Annotated in this window: 23 protein-coding genes; all 23 read left to right on the forward strand. The window is 43.6% G+C overall.

The window, feature by feature from the left end; translation table 11 throughout:
• Window positions 1-422 precede the first annotated feature (422 nt).
• The gene (locus CWB65_RS09550) at window positions 423-800 is read left to right on the forward strand and encodes a hypothetical protein (protein ID WP_138740472.1); all 378 of its coding nucleotides are present in this window, start codon (window positions 423-425) and stop codon (window positions 798-800) included.
• A complete protein-coding gene (locus CWB65_RS09555) occupies window positions 787-1,164 on the forward strand; it encodes a hypothetical protein (protein WP_138740473.1) in 378 nt (125 codons plus the stop codon). Before CWB65_RS09550 ends, CWB65_RS09555 begins: the two co-directional genes overlap by 14 nt.
• 11 nt (window positions 1,165-1,175) lie before the next feature.
• Window positions 1,176-1,406 (forward strand): hypothetical protein, encoded by a 231-nt coding sequence (locus CWB65_RS09560; RefSeq protein WP_138740474.1) that lies wholly within the window; start codon window positions 1,176-1,178, stop codon window positions 1,404-1,406.
• Entirely contained in the window at window positions 1,396-1,971 is a 576-nt protein-coding gene (locus tag CWB65_RS09565) for a hypothetical protein (RefSeq protein WP_138740475.1), read from the forward strand. Before CWB65_RS09560 ends, CWB65_RS09565 begins: the two co-directional genes overlap by 11 nt.
• 149 nt (window positions 1,972-2,120) lie before the next feature.
• Entirely contained in the window at window positions 2,121-2,546 is a 426-nt protein-coding gene (locus CWB65_RS09570) for a DUF5675 family protein (RefSeq protein WP_138740476.1), read from the forward strand.
• On the forward strand, window positions 2,543-3,034 hold the full coding sequence (locus CWB65_RS09575; RefSeq protein WP_138740477.1) for a hypothetical protein: 492 nt from the start codon (window positions 2,543-2,545) through the stop codon (window positions 3,032-3,034). Before CWB65_RS09570 ends, CWB65_RS09575 begins: the two co-directional genes overlap by 4 nt.
• The gene (locus tag CWB65_RS09580) at window positions 3,034-3,378 is read left to right on the forward strand and encodes a phage holin family protein (RefSeq protein ID WP_138740478.1); all 345 of its coding nucleotides are present in this window, start codon (window positions 3,034-3,036) and stop codon (window positions 3,376-3,378) included. The genes CWB65_RS09575 and CWB65_RS09580 overlap by 1 nt, the downstream gene beginning before the upstream one ends.
• The gene (locus CWB65_RS09585; RefSeq protein ID WP_138740479.1) at window positions 3,378-4,052 is read left to right on the forward strand and encodes a hypothetical protein; all 675 of its coding nucleotides are present in this window, start codon (window positions 3,378-3,380) and stop codon (window positions 4,050-4,052) included. The genes CWB65_RS09580 and CWB65_RS09585 overlap by 1 nt, the downstream gene beginning before the upstream one ends.
• Window positions 4,052-5,785: a terminase large subunit gene (locus CWB65_RS09590; RefSeq protein WP_212750946.1), complete on the forward strand. Its 1,734-nt coding sequence runs from the start codon at window positions 4,052-4,054 to the stop codon at window positions 5,783-5,785. The genes CWB65_RS09585 and CWB65_RS09590 overlap by 1 nt, the downstream gene beginning before the upstream one ends.
• Before the next feature lie 2 nt (window positions 5,786-5,787).
• Window positions 5,788-7,884 (forward strand): portal protein, encoded by a 2,097-nt coding sequence (locus CWB65_RS09595; protein ID WP_138740480.1) that lies wholly within the window; start codon window positions 5,788-5,790, stop codon window positions 7,882-7,884.
• Between the two features lie 2 nt (window positions 7,885-7,886).
• A complete protein-coding gene (locus CWB65_RS09600; protein ID WP_138740481.1) occupies window positions 7,887-8,276 on the forward strand; it encodes a RyR domain-containing protein in 390 nt (129 codons plus the stop codon).
• Between the two features lie 187 nt (window positions 8,277-8,463).
• Window positions 8,464-8,664: a crAss001_48 related protein gene (locus tag CWB65_RS09605; protein ID WP_138740482.1), complete on the forward strand. Its 201-nt coding sequence runs from the start codon at window positions 8,464-8,466 to the stop codon at window positions 8,662-8,664.
• Between the two features lie 68 nt (window positions 8,665-8,732).
• Window positions 8,733-9,827, forward strand: a complete 1,095-nt coding sequence (locus CWB65_RS09610; RefSeq protein WP_138740483.1) for a PCRF domain-containing protein — start codon at window positions 8,733-8,735, stop codon at window positions 9,825-9,827.
• A gap of 9 nt (window positions 9,828-9,836) precedes the next feature.
• Window positions 9,837-11,051, forward strand: a complete 1,215-nt coding sequence (locus tag CWB65_RS09615; RefSeq protein WP_138740484.1) for a N4-gp56 family major capsid protein — start codon at window positions 9,837-9,839, stop codon at window positions 11,049-11,051.
• A 57-nt stretch (window positions 11,052-11,108) separates the two neighbouring features.
• Entirely contained in the window at window positions 11,109-11,489 is a 381-nt protein-coding gene (locus CWB65_RS09620) for a hypothetical protein (protein ID WP_138740485.1), read from the forward strand.
• 64 nt (window positions 11,490-11,553) lie between these two features.
• Window positions 11,554-12,009: a hypothetical protein gene (locus CWB65_RS09625; protein WP_138740486.1), complete on the forward strand. Its 456-nt coding sequence runs from the start codon at window positions 11,554-11,556 to the stop codon at window positions 12,007-12,009.
• A 2-nt stretch (window positions 12,010-12,011) separates the two neighbouring features.
• On the forward strand, window positions 12,012-12,572 hold the full coding sequence (locus CWB65_RS09630) for a hypothetical protein (RefSeq protein WP_138740487.1): 561 nt from the start codon (window positions 12,012-12,014) through the stop codon (window positions 12,570-12,572).
• Complete coding sequence (locus CWB65_RS09635) at window positions 12,572-13,222, forward strand: phage adaptor protein (protein WP_138740488.1); 651 nt, start codon at window positions 12,572-12,574, stop codon at window positions 13,220-13,222. The genes CWB65_RS09630 and CWB65_RS09635 overlap by 1 nt, the downstream gene beginning before the upstream one ends.
• A 4-nt stretch (window positions 13,223-13,226) precedes the next feature.
• Window positions 13,227-16,238: a hypothetical protein gene (locus tag CWB65_RS09640; protein WP_138740489.1), complete on the forward strand. Its 3,012-nt coding sequence runs from the start codon at window positions 13,227-13,229 to the stop codon at window positions 16,236-16,238.
• A complete protein-coding gene (locus CWB65_RS09645) occupies window positions 16,228-16,881 on the forward strand; it encodes a hypothetical protein (RefSeq protein WP_138740490.1) in 654 nt (217 codons plus the stop codon). The genes CWB65_RS09640 and CWB65_RS09645 overlap by 11 nt, the downstream gene beginning before the upstream one ends.
• Window positions 16,878-17,204, forward strand: coding sequence for a hypothetical protein (locus CWB65_RS09650; RefSeq protein ID WP_138740491.1), 327 nt, complete (start codon window positions 16,878-16,880; stop codon window positions 17,202-17,204). The genes CWB65_RS09645 and CWB65_RS09650 overlap by 4 nt, the downstream gene beginning before the upstream one ends.
• 35 nt (window positions 17,205-17,239) lie before the next feature.
• Window positions 17,240-18,850 carry a hypothetical protein gene (locus CWB65_RS09655; RefSeq protein ID WP_138740492.1) on the forward strand — a complete coding sequence of 537 codons (1,611 nt, stop codon included), beginning with the start codon at window positions 17,240-17,242 and terminating at the stop codon, window positions 18,848-18,850.
• Window positions 18,850-21,908, forward strand: a 3,059-nt coding sequence (locus CWB65_RS09660; RefSeq protein ID WP_138740493.1) for a phage tail protein, incomplete at its 3' end; no start/stop codon positions are given. The genes CWB65_RS09655 and CWB65_RS09660, both read left to right, overlap by 1 nt.

The raw sequence follows: 21,908 nt of genomic DNA on the forward strand, positions 1-21,908 counted from the left end.
ATGATTATATAGCCAAACAAGATACTAACAGCGATAATGATTAAGTACCCAATACTCATAGGCAAGTACCTAACGGAACATTAAAGAACAAAACGGAACAACACCGGAACAACACCGGAACAACACCGGAACAACACCGGAACAAAATAGCGCTCTTAATTAATTTAAGGGCGTTTTTTATTGATTATTGATAAATTTAGGGTGAACAACGCGGAACAAATGGCGGAACAATTGAAAATGTAAGTTGTTGATATTTAATTGATGTTCGCTTTAAGCGGAACAATTGAAGGGGAAATATAACGATTTGTCCTGTTTATCGACTTGATGATCCTTTTTACGCTATGAAATTTCACACTTGACAGGTGCGACAGGGGTGCGATATATTTAACGGGTCAATCAAATAAACCTTTCGAGGAAATAGCATGAGCAAACGAGTTTTACTATGGCTTGCAGATATAACACCGTTAGTCAGTTCAACAAGCGTCCTCTTTGAAGATGATGGGCCAAAGGTTGAGTTACGGCTCAAGGACGGCAACGTTGTAAAGCTAGATGAAAGCTATGTAACCATCACCAACGAGCCAAGAAGTAGCATTGAGCCACTTACAGTTGATGTTTGTAAGCAGTTTGGGAGAAAGATATTACTTCATGGTGTTGATGTAACCAGGTTGGTGAGCAGCGTTTACCTTTCAACGACAGAGGACGACATAACACTTACTTACGTTGATGGCCTTGAATCAACGTACAGAAATGAAGATGTTAAAATTATAGATGTTACGGAGGGTGGCAATGCCAGCAATTAAAAAGTCAGTGCGTATTATTGAGCAGGCGCAAGAGGTGATTGATGTTTTTGGCTTTGGGATTATTGATGGAGATATTAATTGGTCGGGCTGTATTAACGAAATAACAAGGCAGTTTGAGGTCATGGCAAGGGAAAATGAGCCATCTTTACCGGATGCTATGTGGATAGCACTTAAAGATTATTATTTAGAATACAAAGATAAAAATGGATCAGGACATAGTATTGATACGCTTTTGCTTGGCGCAGCAAAATTAAACAAAGACTTTCCTGGCTTGTTTTTGACAGTTGAGGAATGGAGCGAGACGCAAAAGCTAGCCGCAATACATAGTATCAAGCAAATTATATCTGAAACAATATACAAGTAAGGAGCCTAACAATGATTAAATACAGCAAGGCAGAGCTTATTGATATGATAAGCAACTATGACGACACCATGGCTATAAGCAAAATGCTGGGTGATACTGTGGATATGCTTGAAGAATTAGATATAGAAGGCGAGCACGCTTACTTTTTGAAAGAGGCTCGATGTAATTTGGAAGGAATGTTCGGGCTACTTATGGACCTTAAAAAAGATCACTTAATGAGCGAGCAAGATAATGGCAAATAAAATAGACCTTTTAAAAATCACAGAGCCTACTATCGTCTCTAGTGACACCGATGTTTTTTATATCCGCAAGATAGGTGAAAATGATGAAGGCTTTGAAAGCAATGAAATGCTTATAGCCATTATTAACAATTTGAAGATGCAAAAAACCCCAATAAACACCAGGGTTGCTTTGTACGGCGATCGCAAGGGCTGTTTTGTAGGTGAGAGGCGTTCTGTTATGTATAACGGTGTCGTTTTGTCAGATATTTTAGAAGGTGACCACCAAATAGTGCAAGAATACTTTAAAGAGACGCACTTTTATGATGTTACAGAGTCATACTTGGCGTTTAAGTTTGGTTATTTGAATAACATAGAGCAGGTTGATGCTTTGTGGAGTCTAGCGGCTAGGTATGGCTATGAAACAATACAAGACGAGCGCAGAATGCTCGATAATAAATCATTAAGGGCCTTTCAAACTACGGGCAGTAAGATTGTATTTGCTGATTATTTAATGCCAGAAGAAATACTGGGTCGTCAGCAAATCAATTTCCCAGCAATGAAATATGCAAACGAAGATATTAAGTGAGCTTGCAAACCCCCCAAGATTGATATATCTTTTCACATGTTGAAGAAATCCGCTTAGTTTATGACTGAGCGGATTTTTTTTGCTCTATGCTACTTGCTTGCCCGGTTTAACAGCCGGGCTTTTTTATGCGCGAAACAAAAGGCTTTGCTATGAAACTTTTATTAAAACGCCTCCCAACACCAAAGGGTATTTTTGGCACGTTTGGCGAGCTATACGCAAAAGGCGAGTTAGTTTGTTTTACTGTCGAACGTGAGTGGAATAACAATAAACCGTCTATTTCTTGCGTTCCTTGTGGAATCTACGAGTTAGTACCCCACGAAAGTCCAAAGCATGGAACGTGCTACGCGCTACAGCAACAAAATTTAGGCGTAACTGTCTATGGACCATCATTACGAACACATATTCTTATTCATATTGCGAACAAAGCAACGGAATTAGCCGGTTGTATTGCGCCAGGTAAGTCGCTTGGTGTTGTCGGTAATGAGTGGGCGGTTTTGAATAGCGGCGGCGCATTCAATGAGCTAATGATTTTGCTTGATGGTAAGCCTGCAACATTGGAGATAGTAAACGCATGAAAAGTTTATTAACGAAAGCGGTTGATTTTTTTAGTGGCGGTTTTGGTTCTTCAGTCGTCCAGGCGGTTAAAGAATATTATCCACCAAGCATGAGTGAGCAAGAAAAGGCTGAATTAGATTTTCGCATTCAATCTGCTGTTGACCAGAAAACGCTAGAAGCGCAGAAGCTAGCGAATGAAGCGCAAGCAGAGTTCAATAATCGCATTGCTGAAATGGAAGGTACTGCAAAAGATTTAAAGACCATTCCTTTGCTTGGTCCGATTATGCTGTTTTTACGCGGTTGCCAACGCCCAATTTGGGGTTATTCAACGCTCTACATTGATTTTAAAGTGTTTAGCGGTAGCTGGGCCAGTTTGACAGAGGCACAGGAAAGCGCGCTTTGGGTTATCAACCTGTTAGTGCTTGGTTTTCTCTTTGGCGAGCGAGCAGTTAAAAATGTCACACCCATGATTGAGCGCATGATAAAAGCAAAAACAGGTAATTCATAATGACACCGTTAGATCAGGCTAACATTTTAAAACAGCTTATTGACGCTGGGCTTGGTTATGTATGGTTCGTTCTTCTCGCTATTTGGGGCGGAACAGTTAATTACATATCAAGACGAAAAAAAGACAAAGCGCCTTTTAGCGTTGTTGAACTGATCGGTGAATGGTCCATTAGCGGCTTTGCAGGCGTGATAACAGTCCTTATATGTCAAGAAATGGGCATGTCAGTTATGTTAACTGCTGCCGGTGCGGGCATTGCTGGTCATATGGGTGGCCGCTCTATATTTATTGTCGAGCAATTATTTCAAAAAAAGCTTGGCGTTAAGGGCGATAGCGGTGGCAAGTAGTGTCAAAATGGGGCGATTTAAACGAGCTATTCCAAAAAGAGCATAGCGAAACAAAAATATCGCTGCGTGATTTTTGCGACAACAACAAATTAAACTACAGCACTGCGCGAAAGCATATAAGAACATCAAGAGCAGCACCGCGCAAGGTTGTAAAGGATGAAGGCCAAAAGCTCACAAGAGCGCCAAATTTTAGGCATGGCGGTTATTCAAAGTATTTTAAAGGCGATGTTAACGAGTTAGTTGAAGCGACAACGCTAGACGATGAACTTGATTTGTGTCGAGCTCGCATCCACATGATCATGGATGCTATACCGGGCATACAAGCGCTATTAGATGATCCTGACACCGACAATGATGCAAGAACACGGCTTTATGAGTCGATGTTCAAAGCTGAGAACGCACTTGATAGGAATATCACACGCGCAGAGTCGATAACTAAAACGCTATCAAGCATTAAAACGGACTCACTTGCACGCGGCAAACTGGTCGCAGAAACGGCGCGCATAGCACAGCAAACAAAATCACTGGTTCACGCTACCAAGCGGGGCAAACATCAAGCGGAAATTGCAGAGCATGAAGCAGCCAAAGCACGCAAAGAAGCTGGCGGCACTAGCAAGCTTGATGATTTCATTGATAAACGCACAGGCGGTTTAGATACCGTGGTTAGTCAGTAATGCAACCCAAACTAGCTAAATACCCTAAAAGCACCTGGTTAACACCAGAAGAACGCTTTGAATTAGACGAAGTTGAGCTATTAGAGCGTTGCGAGCCATACCTTGATTGTTGGTGGTGGCGAATAAACAACTTATACATCATTGCGGACGAGAAAGGCCGCGAGGTTTTATTTCGTTGTCGTATAGCGCAAACCGTGTTGTTTGTATCGATGTGGTTTTTAAACATCATTTTAAAAGCGCGTCAGTTGGGGTTTAGCACAGCAATACAAATTTTTATCCTGGACCATGCCATGTTTAACGACAATAGGCAGTGCGGGGTAATCGCCCAGGGCAAGGACGAAGCGAGCGCTATATTTTCCTCAAAGATACTTTATCCCTACGAGCGACTACCAAGCTGGTTAAAAACAGGTAAGCGCTCAGTTAAAAGTAAAACGGGTACCGGGATTAAGTTTAATAACGACTCTTGGGTTCGAGTTGCCGTGTCGTTTCGTTCGGGAACACTGCAAGTATTACACGTATCAGAATACGGCAAGATATGCGCTAACTACCCGTTACGAGCAGACGAGGTTCAATCGGGCTCACTGAACGCTGTGCATGAAGGCTCTTATATTTTTATAGAGTCAACAGCAGAAGGCGCAAGCGGCAATTTCTTTGATATGTCAGTCGATGCGATGGAGTTGTTAGCAACGGGATTAGCACTAGGCCCGCAAGACTTTAAGTTTCATTTTTACCCTTGGTTTGATGATCCTAAGTATGTTGCCCCGGTGCCGCCGGGTGGCTTAAAGCTATCAAAGGAAAAGGCAAAGTATTTTAAAGCCGTTGAAAAAGCAAACGGCGCAAAGCTCACAGACGAGCAAATAAGCTGGTACATAGGCAAGGAACGCAACCAAAAAGGCAAGATGAAGCAGGAATATCCATCTACACCGATGGAGGCTTTCTTAACGTCAGGCCGCAAAGTATTTGATAGCGATGATTTGATGCGTGTCGAAGGTCGATGTATTAAGCCGTTGATTGTTTATGATCTTGAGCCGTACACCGGCACAATGAAAAAAATGAACGGTAAGATTGATTTAAACGCTAAAGCGAGCGATAAGCTGGCCCAATCAACGCTTGGTTACTTACTTATTTGGGAATTACCAGACAAAGACGAAGATTATGCGATCGGTAGCGATGTTGCAGAAGGACTTGAACATGGCGATCGCAGCTCATTAGACGTTGTTGCTAAATCGGATGGGCGACAGGTAGCACATTGGTTCGGTCATATAGACCCTAAACGGTTTGCACATATAAACAAGCATATCGGACTTATGTATAACAAGGCTTATATTGGCGTTGAGCGAAATAACCACGGTCATGCAACACTTCAAGAGCTTGTTGAAATTTACCCAACGAGCAGGATTTACACGGAAGAACACATTGATCGTGAAGATACGGACGAAGAAACGCGCAAGGTAGGCTGGCACACAAGCGCACAATCAAAGCCCATTCTTACAAGTGGGCTAGACGCATTACTTTCTAGCGACACAGACGGCATTGTTTGGCGCGGCACTTCAAGCGAGCTCAGCACCTTTGTTTACGATAAAAAGGGGCGTATGGGCGCACAGCCTGGCGGATTTGACGACCAGGTAATGAGCTATGCAATTGCCCAAGAAATGCGAGTGCGTATGCCTAAACGACTAATAAAAGATAATTCACCCGCACCTCACAACCCTAATCATTGGATGGCAAGATAAGAATGGCTGATCACGTAAAATCAAATAAAGACGGCTTTACGCTCGATAAGCTGTTAACGCTATTGGGCGACATAGACAGTCAACCAGATTGGCGAACGCCAGCGACTAAAGCGTGCGCTTATTATGATAGCGACCAGTTGAGTGAGGCAGTAAGAAAAGTATTGAGCGATCGCGGGCAACCAGAAATAGTGCACAACATGATTGGGCCTACTATTGATGGCGTACTTGGTTTAGAAGCGCGATCACGCTCTGACTTAATGATTGTGGCCGATGATGAAAACGGCGAAGAACTGGCAAAAGGCTTAAACGAGAAGTTTAAGGACGCATGGCGCTTATCTCATGCTGATCGTGCTTGTTCAGATGCTTACGCAAGCCAGTTAAAGGCTGGCATTGGATGGGTAGAAGTTACGAAAAACCCTATTCCTTTTGCTGCGCCTTATCGTGTTAAGTTTATTCACCGCCGCGAAGTGTGGTGGGATTGGAACGCACAAGAGGCAGACAAGAGCGATGCACGTTGGATGCTACGCAAAAAATGGATGGACCTTGACGAAGCGCTTGCAACTTTCCCTGATCACAAAGAGATTTTAAAAAACTCAGTTAATTTGTGGGAAGATTTTTACAACACAGTTGAAAAAGAGCATGTAGAAGAACACGCGTTACACTCAGCATGGCACGACAGTCAAAGTTGGACACGCGGGCAAAGCGAGTGGCTAGACCAAACTCGTAACCGCGTATTGCTCCAGGTTATCTACTACAAATTATGGAAACGCGCTCACGTTATTAAAATGAGTGATGGTAGCGTCATTGAATACGATAAAACAAATCAGATACACCAAGCGGCAGTGCAAAGCGGTAGAGTACAGCTAGAATACGCCTCTTTTCCTAACGTTCGTGAAGCGTGGTTTGTTGGTCCTCACCGTATTATCGACAGACCTAGCGAAGCGCCTGGCGGTATGTATAACTTAGTGCCTTTTATTGGCTATCAAAAAGATGCAAGCGGCGAACCTTACGGCCTTATTAGTCGTATGGTGCCTGCGCAAGATGGCATTAATGCGCGTGTTATACGTCTTAACTACTTACTGCAAGCACGTAGAATTGTTGCTGACAATGATGCTACACAGCTAAGTGACGACAGATTAAAAGAAGAAGTTGAAAAGCCGGATGGTTACATACCATTAAACCCGGAGCGCAAGAACAAGCTTAAAGCGTCCGATGCGCTAAGCATTCAAAACGATGTTGGCATAGCAGCGCAACAATTTAACCTCATGCAAAACGATATGAAGTTAATCCAGGACACAGCCGGCGTTTATAATTCAATGCTAGGCCAAGACAGTAACGCGACAAGCGGCGTTGCTATTTCTAACTTGGTTGAGCAAGGCACAACAACACTTGCTGAATTAAACGATAACTTTCATTTCTCACGCAACAGAGTTGGCGACTTGCTGCTTGCTTACATTATCGAAGCGTTAAAGCCTCAAAACAATATACCGGTAACCGTTAACCGTGATGACAAGGCTAAGCGCAAGCAAATTGTACTTAATGAGCCTAACGAAGATGGCAAACGCAATAACGATGTGGCCCGCTGGAAAGGTCATCTAGCATTAGCGCCGGTTAAAGCAACACCAACGTATCGCCAGCAACAGGCAACGCTATTAAGCAACGTAATGTCGCAAATACCACCTGAAGCACAAGCAGCGGCAATGCCTATGTTTGTTGAGCTAATGGACCTACCGAACAAAGAGGAGTTTTTAGCTACTCTACGCCAGGCGTTAAACATTCCTAAGCCTAAAGAAGATATGAGCGAAGAAGAACTTGCACAAGCACAAGCCCAGGCTGAAAAGGCACAGGCAATGGAGCAAATGCAAATGCAAGAGATACAAGGCAATCTTGAAAGGCTGACACTCGAGCGCGAACAGCTAAAAGCGAAAATCATCGAGTTACAAAAGAAAACCGAAACAGAAGAAGTGAAAGACGACAAGGTAATCGCTGAAACTGAAAAGATTTTAAGTGAAGTGCGTAAAAGCAATGCTGAAATAGTCGCAATGAAGTCAAACGTACAAGCAAACATTCAACAACAACTAGACGCAATACAGGTGTAGCAATGAAGCAGATAGAGAGCATAGATCACATACCAGACGAACACATGGAGCAAGTTAAAGCCATTGCTAAAATGTGTCACGAAGTTAACCAAGCTTACACTGCGGTAATTCGAGAGCCATTAAAACATTGGCATGAGCTAGAGCAGCCAGAAAAAGACGGTGTTATTGAGCATGTAGCGTTTTTAATTATCAACATTGATGCTGACGCTAAAGCATGGCATGACGCTTGGGTTGCAAAAATGATTGTTGCCGGCTGGAAGTATGGCCCTAAGCGCTCAATCAAAAACAAAACGCATGAGTTCCTAAAGCCGTTCCACCACTTGCCAGAAAAACAACAAGTCAAAGATGCGCTATTTCATAGTGTAGTTAAGCAAGCCATTCACGCGGGGTAAGCATGAACGTACTCAAGCACTGGTTTTTAAAATACATAATGCCAGCGTTTGAGCCGGCTAAGATAGAAAAATCAAATGACGCGGTACGGCCTGCGCCTTATTTAAAAAATGGCCGACGAGTAACAACACTTAGTTGGGGAGGTTTCAATGTAACACTCCGCAAACCATACAGATAAGGGTAATTGTAATGAGTAATAACCACGTAAAGAGAATGAAAGACGAGCACAAAGAGCTAACCGTTAAGATAAAAGCACTTAACGCTTTCATTCATAGTAATGAAATATTTAAAACGCTTGATGATTTGGAACAGGCAAGGATGGTTAAGCAGGCTGGATTTATGGAAGCCTACGCCGAAACGCTAGCAAGCAGAATATGGGCAAACCAATAGACAGTAATACATAACGTACTACGCAGAAACGAAGCCGCTTTGAGAAATCAAGGCGGCTTTTTTGTGCGATGCACAAACTCGCAGGGGCAGCGATAAGCCTAAATTTTAATTTTCGTAACCATACGTTAAATGGTCGATGGGGTAATAAAGTGGACGAACTAGACGAGATATTAGCAAATGGCACTGACGAAGAAATCGAGGCGGCATTAGCGGGCCTTGATATTGAAGGTGAAACACTATTTGGTGGCGAAGATGGCGGAAAAGAGCCTGTAGTAGAAACCAAGCAAGAAACACCAGCGGTAGAGCCAGCAGCGGAAGTAAGCGAAACACCAGCTAAAGCAGACGTAAACGGGGAGTCGTCAACCGTAGAAGGTGAAGCACCAGAGGGCTATGTCGAAATTGATGGCAAGTATTACGTTGAAGCAACGGACGTTAGCAGTAAAAACGGTCAACACAGTTTGCCGTATGAAGTGCTAGCACAAGCGCGTGAACGCGTAGCAGTAGCCGAAGCCGAAAAACAACGTATTGCCCAAGAAAAGGCAGAGCTTGAAAGTCAGTTTGCAGAATCTAAACGTGTAGCCGAGCTACATAGCAGCCAGTTAAAAGAGGCTGGAATAGATCCGCGCAAACTACCAGGTGAAATGCTTAAAGATCCTGAGCTAATGGAACGTATTAAGGATGAATACCCGGAACTAGGCGAATTAGTTGGTGAACTTGCCAATCAAATTCAAAAGTACGGGAAAAGTGACCAGCCCGCACAACAACCCGCACCAGAACAAGATGAAGTACAAACTGCTTTTTCTTCTTCTACACATCTAAAAAACTGGATGGAAAACGATGCGGACAAGTGGGATATGGCAAAAGTCATAGACGACAAGCTTAGAAACGACCCATCGTTTGCAAACAAACCTGTAGCCGAGCGGTTTAAAGAAGTTGAAAAGCGCGTACAAAGCGCGTTTGGCGAGCAACATAAGCCTAAACCAACAAATACCGACTCAGCACCCATACCCAATACACCCTCTGATATAGGCACTCAAGCAAGCGACTTAAGCGCAAGCGCAGGATTACTTGAAAAAGACGCGGCCACAATCGCCGCTGAAATGGAAGGTATGAGCGAAGCACAAATAGAAGCAATGCTTGAAAGTGCGTCAGATTTTCTCTAGGAAATTAAAATGAGTACAATTACTAAAGCACAAGCGGCTAAAGCGTTTGGCGCTGCCCTGTTTACACATACACGCCGCCAAAACACGTTCGTAAACATGCTTACTGGTGCCGCACCTAAATCGGCTAAAGCTGATATGGCACACGGTAAAAAACAAACTGAAAAGGGTGCGCCGGTCGTTATGATCAATGACTTACAAAGCCAAGCTGGTGACACGGTTGAAATGGATTTATTCCACAACCTAAACGGTTTACCAACAATGGGCGATAAAAAACTGGAAGGCCGTGGCGAAAGCTTAAGCAAAACAGTATTTGAATTGAGCATTGACCAAGGCCGTAAGATGGTTGATAGCGGCGGTAAAATGTCGCAAAAGCGTACTAAGCATAACTTACTTAGCACTGCTAAAACGTTGTTAGGTAACTACTACAACGACTTGAAAGATGAAGTGGCAATGTACCACCTTGCCGGTGCGCGTGGCTCATTTGCGCCAAGCGATATTATTATCCCTACCGAAGATCACCGCGAGTTTAAAGAAATCATGGTGAATGAAGTAATGGCACCAACGTATGACCGCCACCAGTTTGGTGGTGATGCGACAAGCTTTGAGCAAATTGATTCTGCGGATATTATGACGCTTGAAAAGCTGGACGACTTAGCGCTTACGCTAGAAGAACAAGCAAACCCTATGAAGCACATTAGCTTTGAAGCCGACCAAATGGCTAACGAGTCGCCGTTCTTCTTACTGTTTGTAACACCGCGTCAATGGCGTGATCTGTGGTCATCTGCAACGGATAAAAAATTACAAGAGCTACAATCGCGTGCAATTAAACGCGGCCAAGGCTTTAACCACCCTGTATTTAAAGGTGATGTGATCATGTGGCGCAACATTCTTGTTCGTCAATACCGCAAGCCTGTACGTTTCTACCAAGGCGATACGGTTACCGTGTCTAACAACGACAAGCTAGCAACAACTAAGCAAGTAACAGCCGGTACAACGATTGACCGCGCTATCTTACTTGGTGGTCAAGCGCTTGCGAATGCGTATGGTAAAGCCGAGTCGGGTACTCACTTCCATATGACTACGGAAAAAACCGACCACGGCAACGCGAACGAAACCGCTATTGTATGGATGAATGGTTGTAAGAAAGTACGCTTCTCTGATAAGACAGGTCGCGTAAACGATTACGGCACAATGGTCCTTGATACTGCGGTATCTCTACAGTAAGCCCCTTTAGCCGGAGCAATCCGGCTTTTCTTTAACTTTTAGTAATTGGATAAAATTATGAAACAGACATTTTACAAAGGCGCTGCGGGTAACCTATCTTTGCACCTGGTAACTATTGCGCTTGCTTCTTTAGACGTTAACGCTACGGTTGTTGCTGAAGAAAGCTTACCTATTGGTACAGAAATCACTGGTGTTCGCATCGTTAACGAAGCGTTAGGCGCAAACACAAAAGTTACCGCTCAACTGGTCACGCACAAAGGTGTAGCAACTGACCTGACAGAGTTTGATACTGCAAGTGCGGGTAATTCTGGCGCGTTCATTAAGCCGGTGTATGTTAGTGACGAAGGTCCGAGCGACTTAGTTATTAAAAATACGGGCACCGCTCAAGCGACTGGCGAAGTGGTATTACAGCTAGAGTACCGTTTCACCGGCTACTAAGCCTTTTCGATACACGTTTAAATCAAGCCCTGCTATTGCGGGGCTTTTTTATTGGGGAATATCCATGAGCAATACAACTAATATCGTTTACATTGGCAAGAAGCCTTTTAAAAAAGACACCGTATGTAGTACGCGCACCCTTTTTAAACAAGGCGAGCCAACGCCAGTACCTATTGAGCTTGCACAACGCTTTTTAGATTTTTCAAATGTATGGGTTGCCGAAAAAGACGCTAAAGGGCATTTAGAGCGCCAAAGCTTTTTAGAAGAACAAGCCGAAAAAGAGCGTATAGAGCGCGAAGAAGCTGAAAAGAAAGCGCAGCTAGACGCAAGTCTGATCGTTATTCTTGATGGCGAAGAAATCGACTTAGGTAAATACAACACATCGCAAATTGATACGTTTATCGTAGCAAACGACTTGGTTGTTGAAGGCAGCAAAAAGCCATTACCTGATTACAAAATTAGAACGCGCGATGCTTTTCGTGAAAAGTACCCGATCGAACCAGTAGATAGCGAAGAATAATTATGGCGCAATTATCTAGTTTGATCCCGTTAGTTCGTGAGCGCTGCGGGGGCGTTCTTGAACAAATGGCGAAAGACCATCTAGGTCGCGCCTATCAAAAGTTTTGCTATGAGTCTCGATTCTTAGCTCGCACTCAAGAAATTGAGAAAGGGCAAAGTGGAGAATTAAGCATTGATGATGATCATACGTTTGTTAGCGTTGACTTTGTATTAGACGCGAACGGCGCAGAGCTAAAAAGCTCAACTGATTATCTAGTGTCATCCACTGGCACCGTTACGGTATTAAACACAACATCAAAAGTGCGCGTGTTTTATCATATCGCCCCGCAATTTTTACTGCCCACTGAATTTGAAGCCGACAATAACATTGTTAATAGATGGGCCGATGCGCTTGCCGATGGTGCTGCTGCAAACCTATTGATGATGCCTAATACGGATTGGACAGATCCGGGTATGTCTGAATATTACAAACGCCGCTTTACCGATGGCTACCGCGATGCTTTTCAAGTTGCTATTAAAGCCCTGGACGAGCAAAGACCCTCACAAAAAAGAGTATTTATCTAATGGCTATTATCACATCAAACGAAATACTAATGCGCGTTAATAAGCTGCTTAACGATCCCGGCTATACTCGCTGGCCCAAAGACGAGCTATTAAACTACTTAAATGATGCTCAGCGTGCGATTGTATTGCGCCGCCCGGATTCTTACACCGTTGATATTGACGACTTTGCGTGTGTTAAAGGTGTTAAGCAAGCATTACCAGCCGATGCGTTAAAGCTTATTGATATACCGCGTAACGCAATGGGTAAAGCTATTCGTGGACCATACAACCGCCAAGTGTTAGATGATAATTACGATGAATGGTACGCGGGTAACACGGCTCAAAAAGTAGAGCTTTATATCTATGACGAGCGCAACCCTAAAACGTTCTACGTTTACCCTGGCGTTGTTGCTGGTGTTGAGCTCACGCTTGTTTATTCTAAAGCGCCGCCGGCCATTGGTGTTGCCGAAAATGATTCAGGTGAAGTTATTGCCCTGGATGATGTGTACGTTAACGCAATCATTGAATGGATTTTATACCGCTCATACATGAAAGATGCTGAATACGCGGCAAACCCAAACAAAAGCCAAATGCACATGAACGCATTTAAAAGCCAGCTAGGTGAAAAAAGCCAAGCAGACGTTGCAATGATGAGCCAAGAGAAGGGGTAAGGAAATGACAGCAAGCGCAGGCGCGTGGTATCGCGTAGGTACAGTAAACGTAGTTGGTGGTAGCCAATCAATCGTTGGCGTTGATACAAATTGGCAAAACGATGTAATTGCTATCGCTATTGGTGATATTTTCACGCTAGATGCAAAGACCTGGTACGAAGTCACTGCCGTTAATAGCGATACAAGCATTACCCTTGATCGTGGCTTTGAGGGCAGCACAGGCCAAGATAAATCATACGCAATTTTACGTAACACTTCCGGCACAATACTTACGCGCATTGCCGGCCAAGTTTCCGTTCAGTTTAATCAAAAGCAGTTGTTCTTAGATGAATTACGCACCTGGTTAAACTCTGACAATGCGACAGAAGAATTAACCGACAGCCATGGTTTAAAGCAATCACTTAAAACACCTTCTCAAATGGTGCGTGATCATGATAGCAAGCTAGCTGAACTTGATGCTATACATCCATATCCATACGCAATGCGTAAAGTTGAGTTTGAAGCTAATCGCGCAGCTAACAATGAAAAGTTTGCGGCCAGTGGGTTTGTGCATTTTGGTAAATCATTTTCACCCCAGACAACATATTATGTAAATGAAGGTCTTTGGTGTAAAGCGGATAACACTGCCTATACAGATAAAATGATGATGGGTTGGGGTGTTGAAGGCCAGTTGAAAGGTGATTCAAAAACAAATTTTCCTGAGATAAATATAGCAGGTGTTAATTTTAAACTTCTAAAGATTAGTAATAATATCCTTAGTGGAGATACTAGCGTAATAAAATTCCCACCCGCTGAAGATGGTACACGCACTTATGACAGTGAAACAGGCAATAGCGTAACACACTCAACACCAGCTATTGCGTTTGCTAGTGAAACCGACACAAATAAGGTAGTAACTGAACGTGTTGATATGTGGGGCTTTGAAGCGTTCTTACGTGAGATACATGATGGTGATCCATTTGTTTATAAAAACGGATTAATTCAAAGTCAATCAGCGAATATTGATGGTGTAACAACAGTTACAGACAATGTTCGCCCTGATACATACTTTGCATGGTATGAAGGCGATACCACAAGTACAGGTAAAGGTGTTAACTGGCAAACTGCTACTGAAGCACAGCGCACCGCCATTGCAAGCAATCCTGAAAACAACATTTACTTTGATGACGAAACAGGAAAGTTTTATCAATGGTGTGTTCGTGGTCGTAGTTTTGCTGGGGCTGGCAATGGCGATTGGACCTCTTTAGAGTCTAACGGCTCACCTGGGCAAGGCAACGCTTTAAATTTTGAATATTATTCCAACAGAAAACTTGTCTACCCTATTGGCGATGAAGATAATGATGTGGCATATACAAGCCGTCTTAGTTCAAGCTTTCAATCATTAACTTATTTAGACTATAATGGAAACCCAAATTCGGGAAGAGGCGTGTTCTCAACTCAAGATAACAAAGTACATTTTCTTGTTTGCGGTACAGTAAATAGGCTTAACCAGGGGGCTTATCATCCTAGCCATAACCCGATGGGCGCTGCATCTACAGTATCAGCGGATGGCAATGGAAATGTGGTGGGGAGTTATTGGCATACAGGTCACAGCCTACCAATACCCGATAAATCACAGTGCTTTAATAATCAACCTTATGGAGCCGCCAACGCAGTTGCGGGGAGTTATGACAATACTGGATCTCTAAAGTCCGTATCAGCCAATAAATCAGGTAGGCCCGATGGACGTTTTTATGATGCTATCTACGCCAGTGGTCAAGGTGGCGTATGTCGTGATATTCGTTATTCAGCTTGGGGTCTAACTCCTAATGATTTTGCAGAAGCGGATTTAAGGGTTAAAAGTGGCGGCTTTAGGGGGCGTGAGGCGCTTCCTTTTTCAATCCCTGTAGTGGCTGGTGAAAGCACACAAACGACATACCTTTCATTTGGAGATGAAAAACCAGAGTGGTGGGATGATGAATTGCTTGGATCAGGAGCAACAAAAAATAAAAACTTGTCAGATATGTTTTTAATCAATCAAGGTACTGGTGAAACATTATATGTGGCAAAATCAGGATATTCAGAAGTATCAAGCTTAGGTTGGTACTTTAGACTATCAAAGACACAGTATGAATTTGATGGGTTGTTTCATGGCTTATCACCGAATAAAGTGCTGATACTCCAAACAAAGGGTGATGATTCACTTTATAAAACTCCATCAATAGCATACGAATACACCCACACTGAAGTCATTGGTGATCCTGCAAATATCCTGCAATGCGATGATTTGAAAGATGGCTGGGTGGGGAGTTGGAACCCAAAAATACCAGATGGTACAGGGGATAGATTCCCAATCACTAGGAAAGTAATAAGCGCTTCCGATGATGTTTGTTACTACAGTTCTGACCTTGGTGCTAGCTGGCTCTCAACACCATCAGCCTTCAATCTTATAGAGACAAGCAACTCAGTTGCACACCCCGCCATTTTTAACACTGGAAGCATTATTGTTTACCAGTTTAGATCCAGAACCAAACTTACTAAAGACAGTGGCAACAGTAAGGTTTACGGTGGAGAGAAGGGGTTAGGTTTAGTCTTTTCAAGTATGAATTACATTGGTAATTCCGCCTCAGCACTTAACTATTCTTTAACTGGAAAGGTTCCAATAGAATCGCCTGCAATTTCTAGGATAGGTGAGCAATCCCAAAACCTACTTAGTAACTCATTAAGGCCACTTACAGGAGAGCTTTATGGGGCCAACATTTCAGTTGGAGAGACAACACACCCACCACTCATGCTTAGTGAAACGCAATTCAATAGCCCTGCTTTCAAAGCGCTAAATTATAGTGTAGAGAAAAACCAACAAGGCTTTATTAATTACGCCTACACAGAGCTTAAGTATGATACTGATTGGGGTGATGATGGCAAAATTCATATTGCTGACAATCAATCAACTCGAATAGATGACAATGGCAATACTGTTTTATATGGCACCGCCCGTATTGTTGAACCTTTAGGATGGATTAAAAATGAAAAATAACTTTTTAAACTTTATCGTCCTGGACGATGACCAGGCACCGGTTTTAAACGAGCAAGGTTTGCCGCAATTACTCCCACGCCCTGACACTAAAACCACACAGGATATTGAGCGCTTAATTGCGCTCAATAAACCCGTAGAGGTGATCAATAAGTTTGCTGAGTTAGTTTGCCTGGGTAAGCAGTGGGATTGGGCGCAGAGCTACCAAAACTACCTAGTTGAAAAATACGAAGTAGAGCAATACAACGCTAACCTTCCCGAGCCCATAGAAAATGATGAAGGCGAGCTCGTAGAGCCGACTAAAATGGAAATGCCTGCAGAGCCAGGCGACTTGCAAGAGGTGAGCGTAAGTGATCTTTTAGCGCCATACCAAAGCAAGATAAACAAAGCGATTGGCATTGGATTTAAGGGTATAAACGTATCGTTAACAGAGGCAAATCAAAATGGTTTGTCTGCCTTGAAGTCGGCGCTTGATCTGGCTATTGATTTTGGTGTTAAAGATCAGTTCTTCCCTATTAACTTAAACGCAGATACCCCCAAAGGCACGCAAATAGTTAAGCTGCTAGATGAAGATGAATTTAAACAATTTGGCTTTAACTTCATTCTTGCTCGCAAGTCTTTATTTGAAAGTAAGGCGGAGTCATGATCACACTATTAAAAACACTAAGAACGTTAATAGGCTACATTTTATGTGGCCTTTTGTTTATTGGGCCGTTCATTATTTTATCGGTATTCGCCTTGTTTGGTAGTGTGTGGGCTTTCAACAGCCTGTACAGTATTGATATAGCTATTTGCAGTATTTGTCATGGCACAAAGCTCGAATCAATCTCAGCGCGTAGCTTTAGGTTGTCGCACGACAAACGCTATTACTACCAAATGCGAGTCATTGATATGCTAGCAAAGCCTTTCGATGGCGATAACCACTGCAAGCGTGCCCACAAATGGGAACGCAAAGTAATTAGTCTTTAACCCCTCCCGATTAAAATTAAAATAAGCGAATCTCTATGCCTGCAATATCCGTTAAAACTTTTGCCGGTGAACGGCCTAAAGTCGATCCGCGTTTACTTCCAAACGAATCATCATCAAAAGCGTATGGTTGTCATTTTGACAATGGCAACCTTTCACCTTTAAAGCGCCCATCACTTACCGGCATAGCTGTTATTCCAAATGCAAAAACAATTTACCAGTATCTAAATGAATACTGGTTTGCATGGGATAAACCAGTTAACGCCGTTGCGAGCCCGATTGCTAACGATCCTTGGCAGCGAGTTTACTTTACCGGCGATGGTTACCCTAAAGTAACGAACAACGTTATTTTTAGCGGTTCAAATATGCCTGCAAGCGCCTACCGTTTAGGTATTCAATCACCAGAGACAGCTATCATTGCCGTTGTATCAGAAGATGCAAATGATGAAGTGGACCCTAACGATGATGAAACCAGGTACTACACTCACACGTTTGTTACTGAGCAAGGCGAAGAAGGGCCACCGGGCGAAGCGTCTGCGCGGATAGATATTAGATACCCTGACGAAGAAGGTACGTATGTATCGCTTGCTTTATCACCGCCAAACGTAAACGCATCAAACATAACGCACCGCAGAATTTACAGAACAGCCACCGGCGGCGGTATTGCTGATTATTTATTTGTTGCTGAAATTCCTATTTCACAAAATCAATTTGTAGATGATATACCCACGGACGAGCTTGGTTCATCGTTAGATACCTACGATTATGAAATGCCAAATGAAAATATGATTGGGTTAACGTCCATGGCAAACGGTATTTTGGCCGGCTTTTTTGATAGCACTGTATGCTTTAGCGAGTCTTACTTACCTTATGCCTGGCCTACTGGCTACCAGCAGACAACAGAGCATGACATTGTAACGATTGCGGCTTTGGGTAATACGCTTGCGGTACTAACAGAGGGTTACCCGTATTTATTTAGCGGCATAAATCCCGATTCAATGGCAGGGCAAAAGCTTGAGTCTAACCAGGCGTGCACAAGCGCGCGATCTGCAGTGATAGTAAATGGCTCGCTTATATACGCAAGCCCGGATGGTCTAGTAGGTTTAACCAGTGGCGGTTTAACGTCACTAACAAGACAGGTGATCACGCGCGAGCAATGGCAGCAGTACCAGCCTGAAACAATAGAGGCTTACCACCAGGAAGGTCGGTACTTAGCTTTTTATGGTCCTGAATTAGACAAAGCGTTTATCTTTGATCCTAGCAGTGGCGACTTTAGGCACTTTACCGCAACAGCAAATTGCGGATTTAACAGCTTAGTTGATGACGCGCTTTATATATGCCAAGGGGCCAACTTGAGCAAGTGGGAGTCTAGTCCTTCTTACATGGCGTATGAATGGCGTTCTAAAGACTTTTCAGCAAACGATTTAAGCTTTGCTTGCGCGATGGTTAAAGGTGTTAACTTAAACCTAGCAGGGTTGCGTATATTCGCAGATGAAGCGGAAGTTTTACACCTTGCTCCTGGTGAAGTGCCGCTATCGGCATTTAGATTGCCAAACACGCGCGGTGACTCATGGTCTTTTGAAGTTTACGGCCAAGCAACAATTCACAGTGTTTCTATTGCTACAACAATGCGCGAGGTCGCCGCTTAATGGCTAAGTTAAAAAAGGGTGTTTTTCCTGGTATCGCAAGGCAAGGTAAGCAAACCGCTGAGAAAAGCGCGGTTACTGAAAGCATTGAAATTTTAACGGGTCAGCGAGGTAGCGGTAACAATCGCGCCTTACTTGTTAGCGATTTAGTCAACCTGGATGATATGAAACGCAACGCGCTAATCAATAGCGCCAAAGGTGGCGGCACCAATGATGGCGGGCTACCCATTACAACCGGGGGCGTTGAAAATCCACATGCACCAATAAACCTTACCGCAACCGGCGGGTTCACGTTTATTGCGGTTAGATGGGATAGCCCAACATACAGAGGCCATGCTTACGCAGAGGTATGGCGAAGTGAAACCAACTCATTTAGTGAGGCAACACTTATAGCGACCGAAGTTGCGGATATATTTAGCGACTCGGTTAGCATGGGGGCTGAGTTTTACTATTGGGTCCGCTTTGTGAATGTGGCTGATGTAAGAGGGCCAACGCAAGGCGCAAATGGTGTCTTTGCAAAAACGGTGGAGTCTGCCGCAGCAATATTATCTGAAATAGGCGGTAAAATTGAGAACTCGCATCTAGGGGATTTTTTAACGTCTGAAATAGGTAAGATCCCTGCGTTTGACTTTCTGCTTAGTGACATTATAGAAACCGAAATACCCGCACTTAAAGTGAACATAGATGACTTTTCCGTTGATATTCAGTCTTTACGAGCGGGCGTTAATCAATCACTTGAAGATATACCGATTGTTCAAGATGCAATTCAAGGCTTAAGTGATGAACTGCCGGAGATACAGCAAGAGCTAACCGATTTATCGAACGATACAGAGTCAGCAAGGCAAATAGCAGACAATGCCAAGCAAAGAGTTGAATCAGTAGAGGTAGGTAGTGACTCGCTAGCAAGGCAGCTAATAGAGAGCGCACTAACTAGCGATATTAATTGGCAAAACAACACGACAAAGCTTATTGAATTTGAAAGCTCGCTTGGTGATGTTACCGCTCGAATAGAGTCTGAGGTTTTCACCAAAGCAGAAGCAAACGAGGTGATCGCAGCCGCAGCAGAAACGATACGTGTTGAAATAGAGGCAACAGGGCTTGCTTTATCTGGCGACATTGAAAGTACGTACTACACGAAAGCAACAACAGATCAGGCAATCGCAGCGGCATCGCAACAAATAAAGTCACAGATAGAGGATGTAAACGGCGACAGTATAGGCGCATTGCTTGACTCCCAATACTACACAGTAGTAGAGGCGGATAGCGCAATAAGCCTTTCAGCAGAGCAAGTAAAGTCGGAGATAGAGAGCCCAACGGGTAACAGCCTGGGCGCTTTAATTAACAATGACTACTACAGCAGCGTTGATACTGACACCGCTATCGCAGCATACGGGCAGCAGCTTAAAAGTGAAATTGAAAACCCCAATGGCAACAGTATTGGCGCAACACTAAAAACAGATCACTACACGCGAACCGAAGCCGATAACGCAATTAGTGAGGCAACGACACAACTAGGCGCAGAGGTAACGCAAGAAATAGATGGTGCAATAAATACGGTAAACAGCAACCTAACTAACAACTATTACACCAGCGCCGCAACGGACCAGGCTATTGCCATTTCTTCACAGTTTTTAAAGTCTCAAATAGAGAACCCCGAAGGCGTAAGCTTGGGGGCTACTTTATTCAATGACTACTCAACAAAAGTTGACACCGAAGAAGCCGTATCACGCGCGATATTTGAGTTAGACAGTCGGTTTGATCCAATATCAGAAGCGATTATAGATAATGCCCTGGCTTATGACGAGGCGAACGATCGACAGCTTGAAATAACGGCGAACATTCTTAGAACGCAAGAAGCAATAACGAACGAGGCCCAGGCTCAAGCCCTTTCAATTGAGAATATAGAAACTCAATTTAATGAAAGTAGCGCACGTATCACCCAATTGACCGATGCGTTATCGAGTGAAATTTCATCCAGCGCACAAAGCATTTTTCAGCTAGACACAAAAATAGAGGATAATTTTTCTTACCTAGAGGTAAATTATCTTACACAGGTTGATACTGAAACAGCGATAAGCGAAGCAACAACCGTTTTAAAATCTCAAGTCGAGGATGGGTTTAACGCGGTACTAAATAGCACGTATTACACGCAAGCGGAAACCGACAACGCGATAGCGCAAGTAAGTACGCAGCTACAAACTGATATAGATAATTTAAGTTCCGGCCTATCGCTAAACTATTACACGAAAGTCGAGGCGGACGAAGCAACAAGCCAGGCTATAACTATATTGAAAAGCGATATAGAAGATCCTGAAGGTGCGAGCATTGGCGCAGACCTTTATCAAAACTATCTAACAAGCACGCAAACGGGCCTGGCAATTTCGCAAGCGACAGAGCAACTCCAAAGTGCGATTGAAGATCCCAACGGCTCAAGCCTGGCCGCTGACATATACGCTAACTTTTCAACCACGACTGACACCAGCAGCGCAATAAGCGAAGCGACAACCGCACTGCAAAGCGCGATTGAAGATCCTAACGGGAACAGTCTAGGCGCAACGCTATTCAATGAATATGAAACCAAGGCTGACGCGGACGAATCAAGTGCGCAATCAACGCAGTTATTAAGAGCAGAGTTTGAGCCAACAGCGCAGGCGCTTATTGAGGGGGCGCTAGATAATGACTTACTCTATGAAAGAAGGGTTGTTGTAGAGGCTGAAATAATAAACCAACAAAATGTTTTCGCTGACGAGCAGCAGGCGTTATCTGAATCAATTTTCGCCTTAAACTCTGCTATAGGGCAAAGCAACGCTAGCATTGAGCAGTTACAAACTACATTCTCTACAAGTGCGCAATCTCAAGCTCAAAACTTTATAAAGCTAGACAGTGATCTTGGCGATGTAAAATCAGACTTAGTTAACAACTACTTTACTAGCGCAGACGTTAACGAAGCGATCGCCAGTGCCGACACTGCTTTAAGGTCTGCCATAGAGGATCCAAACGGCAATAGTGTTGGCGCAGATTTGCAGCTTAATTACTACACGAAAACCGCAAGTGAGAGCGC

It is taken from the genome of Pseudoalteromonas sp. S554, from assembly GCF_005930865.1.
Classification (GTDB): Bacteria; Pseudomonadota; Gammaproteobacteria; order Enterobacterales; family Alteromonadaceae; genus Pseudoalteromonas; species Pseudoalteromonas marina.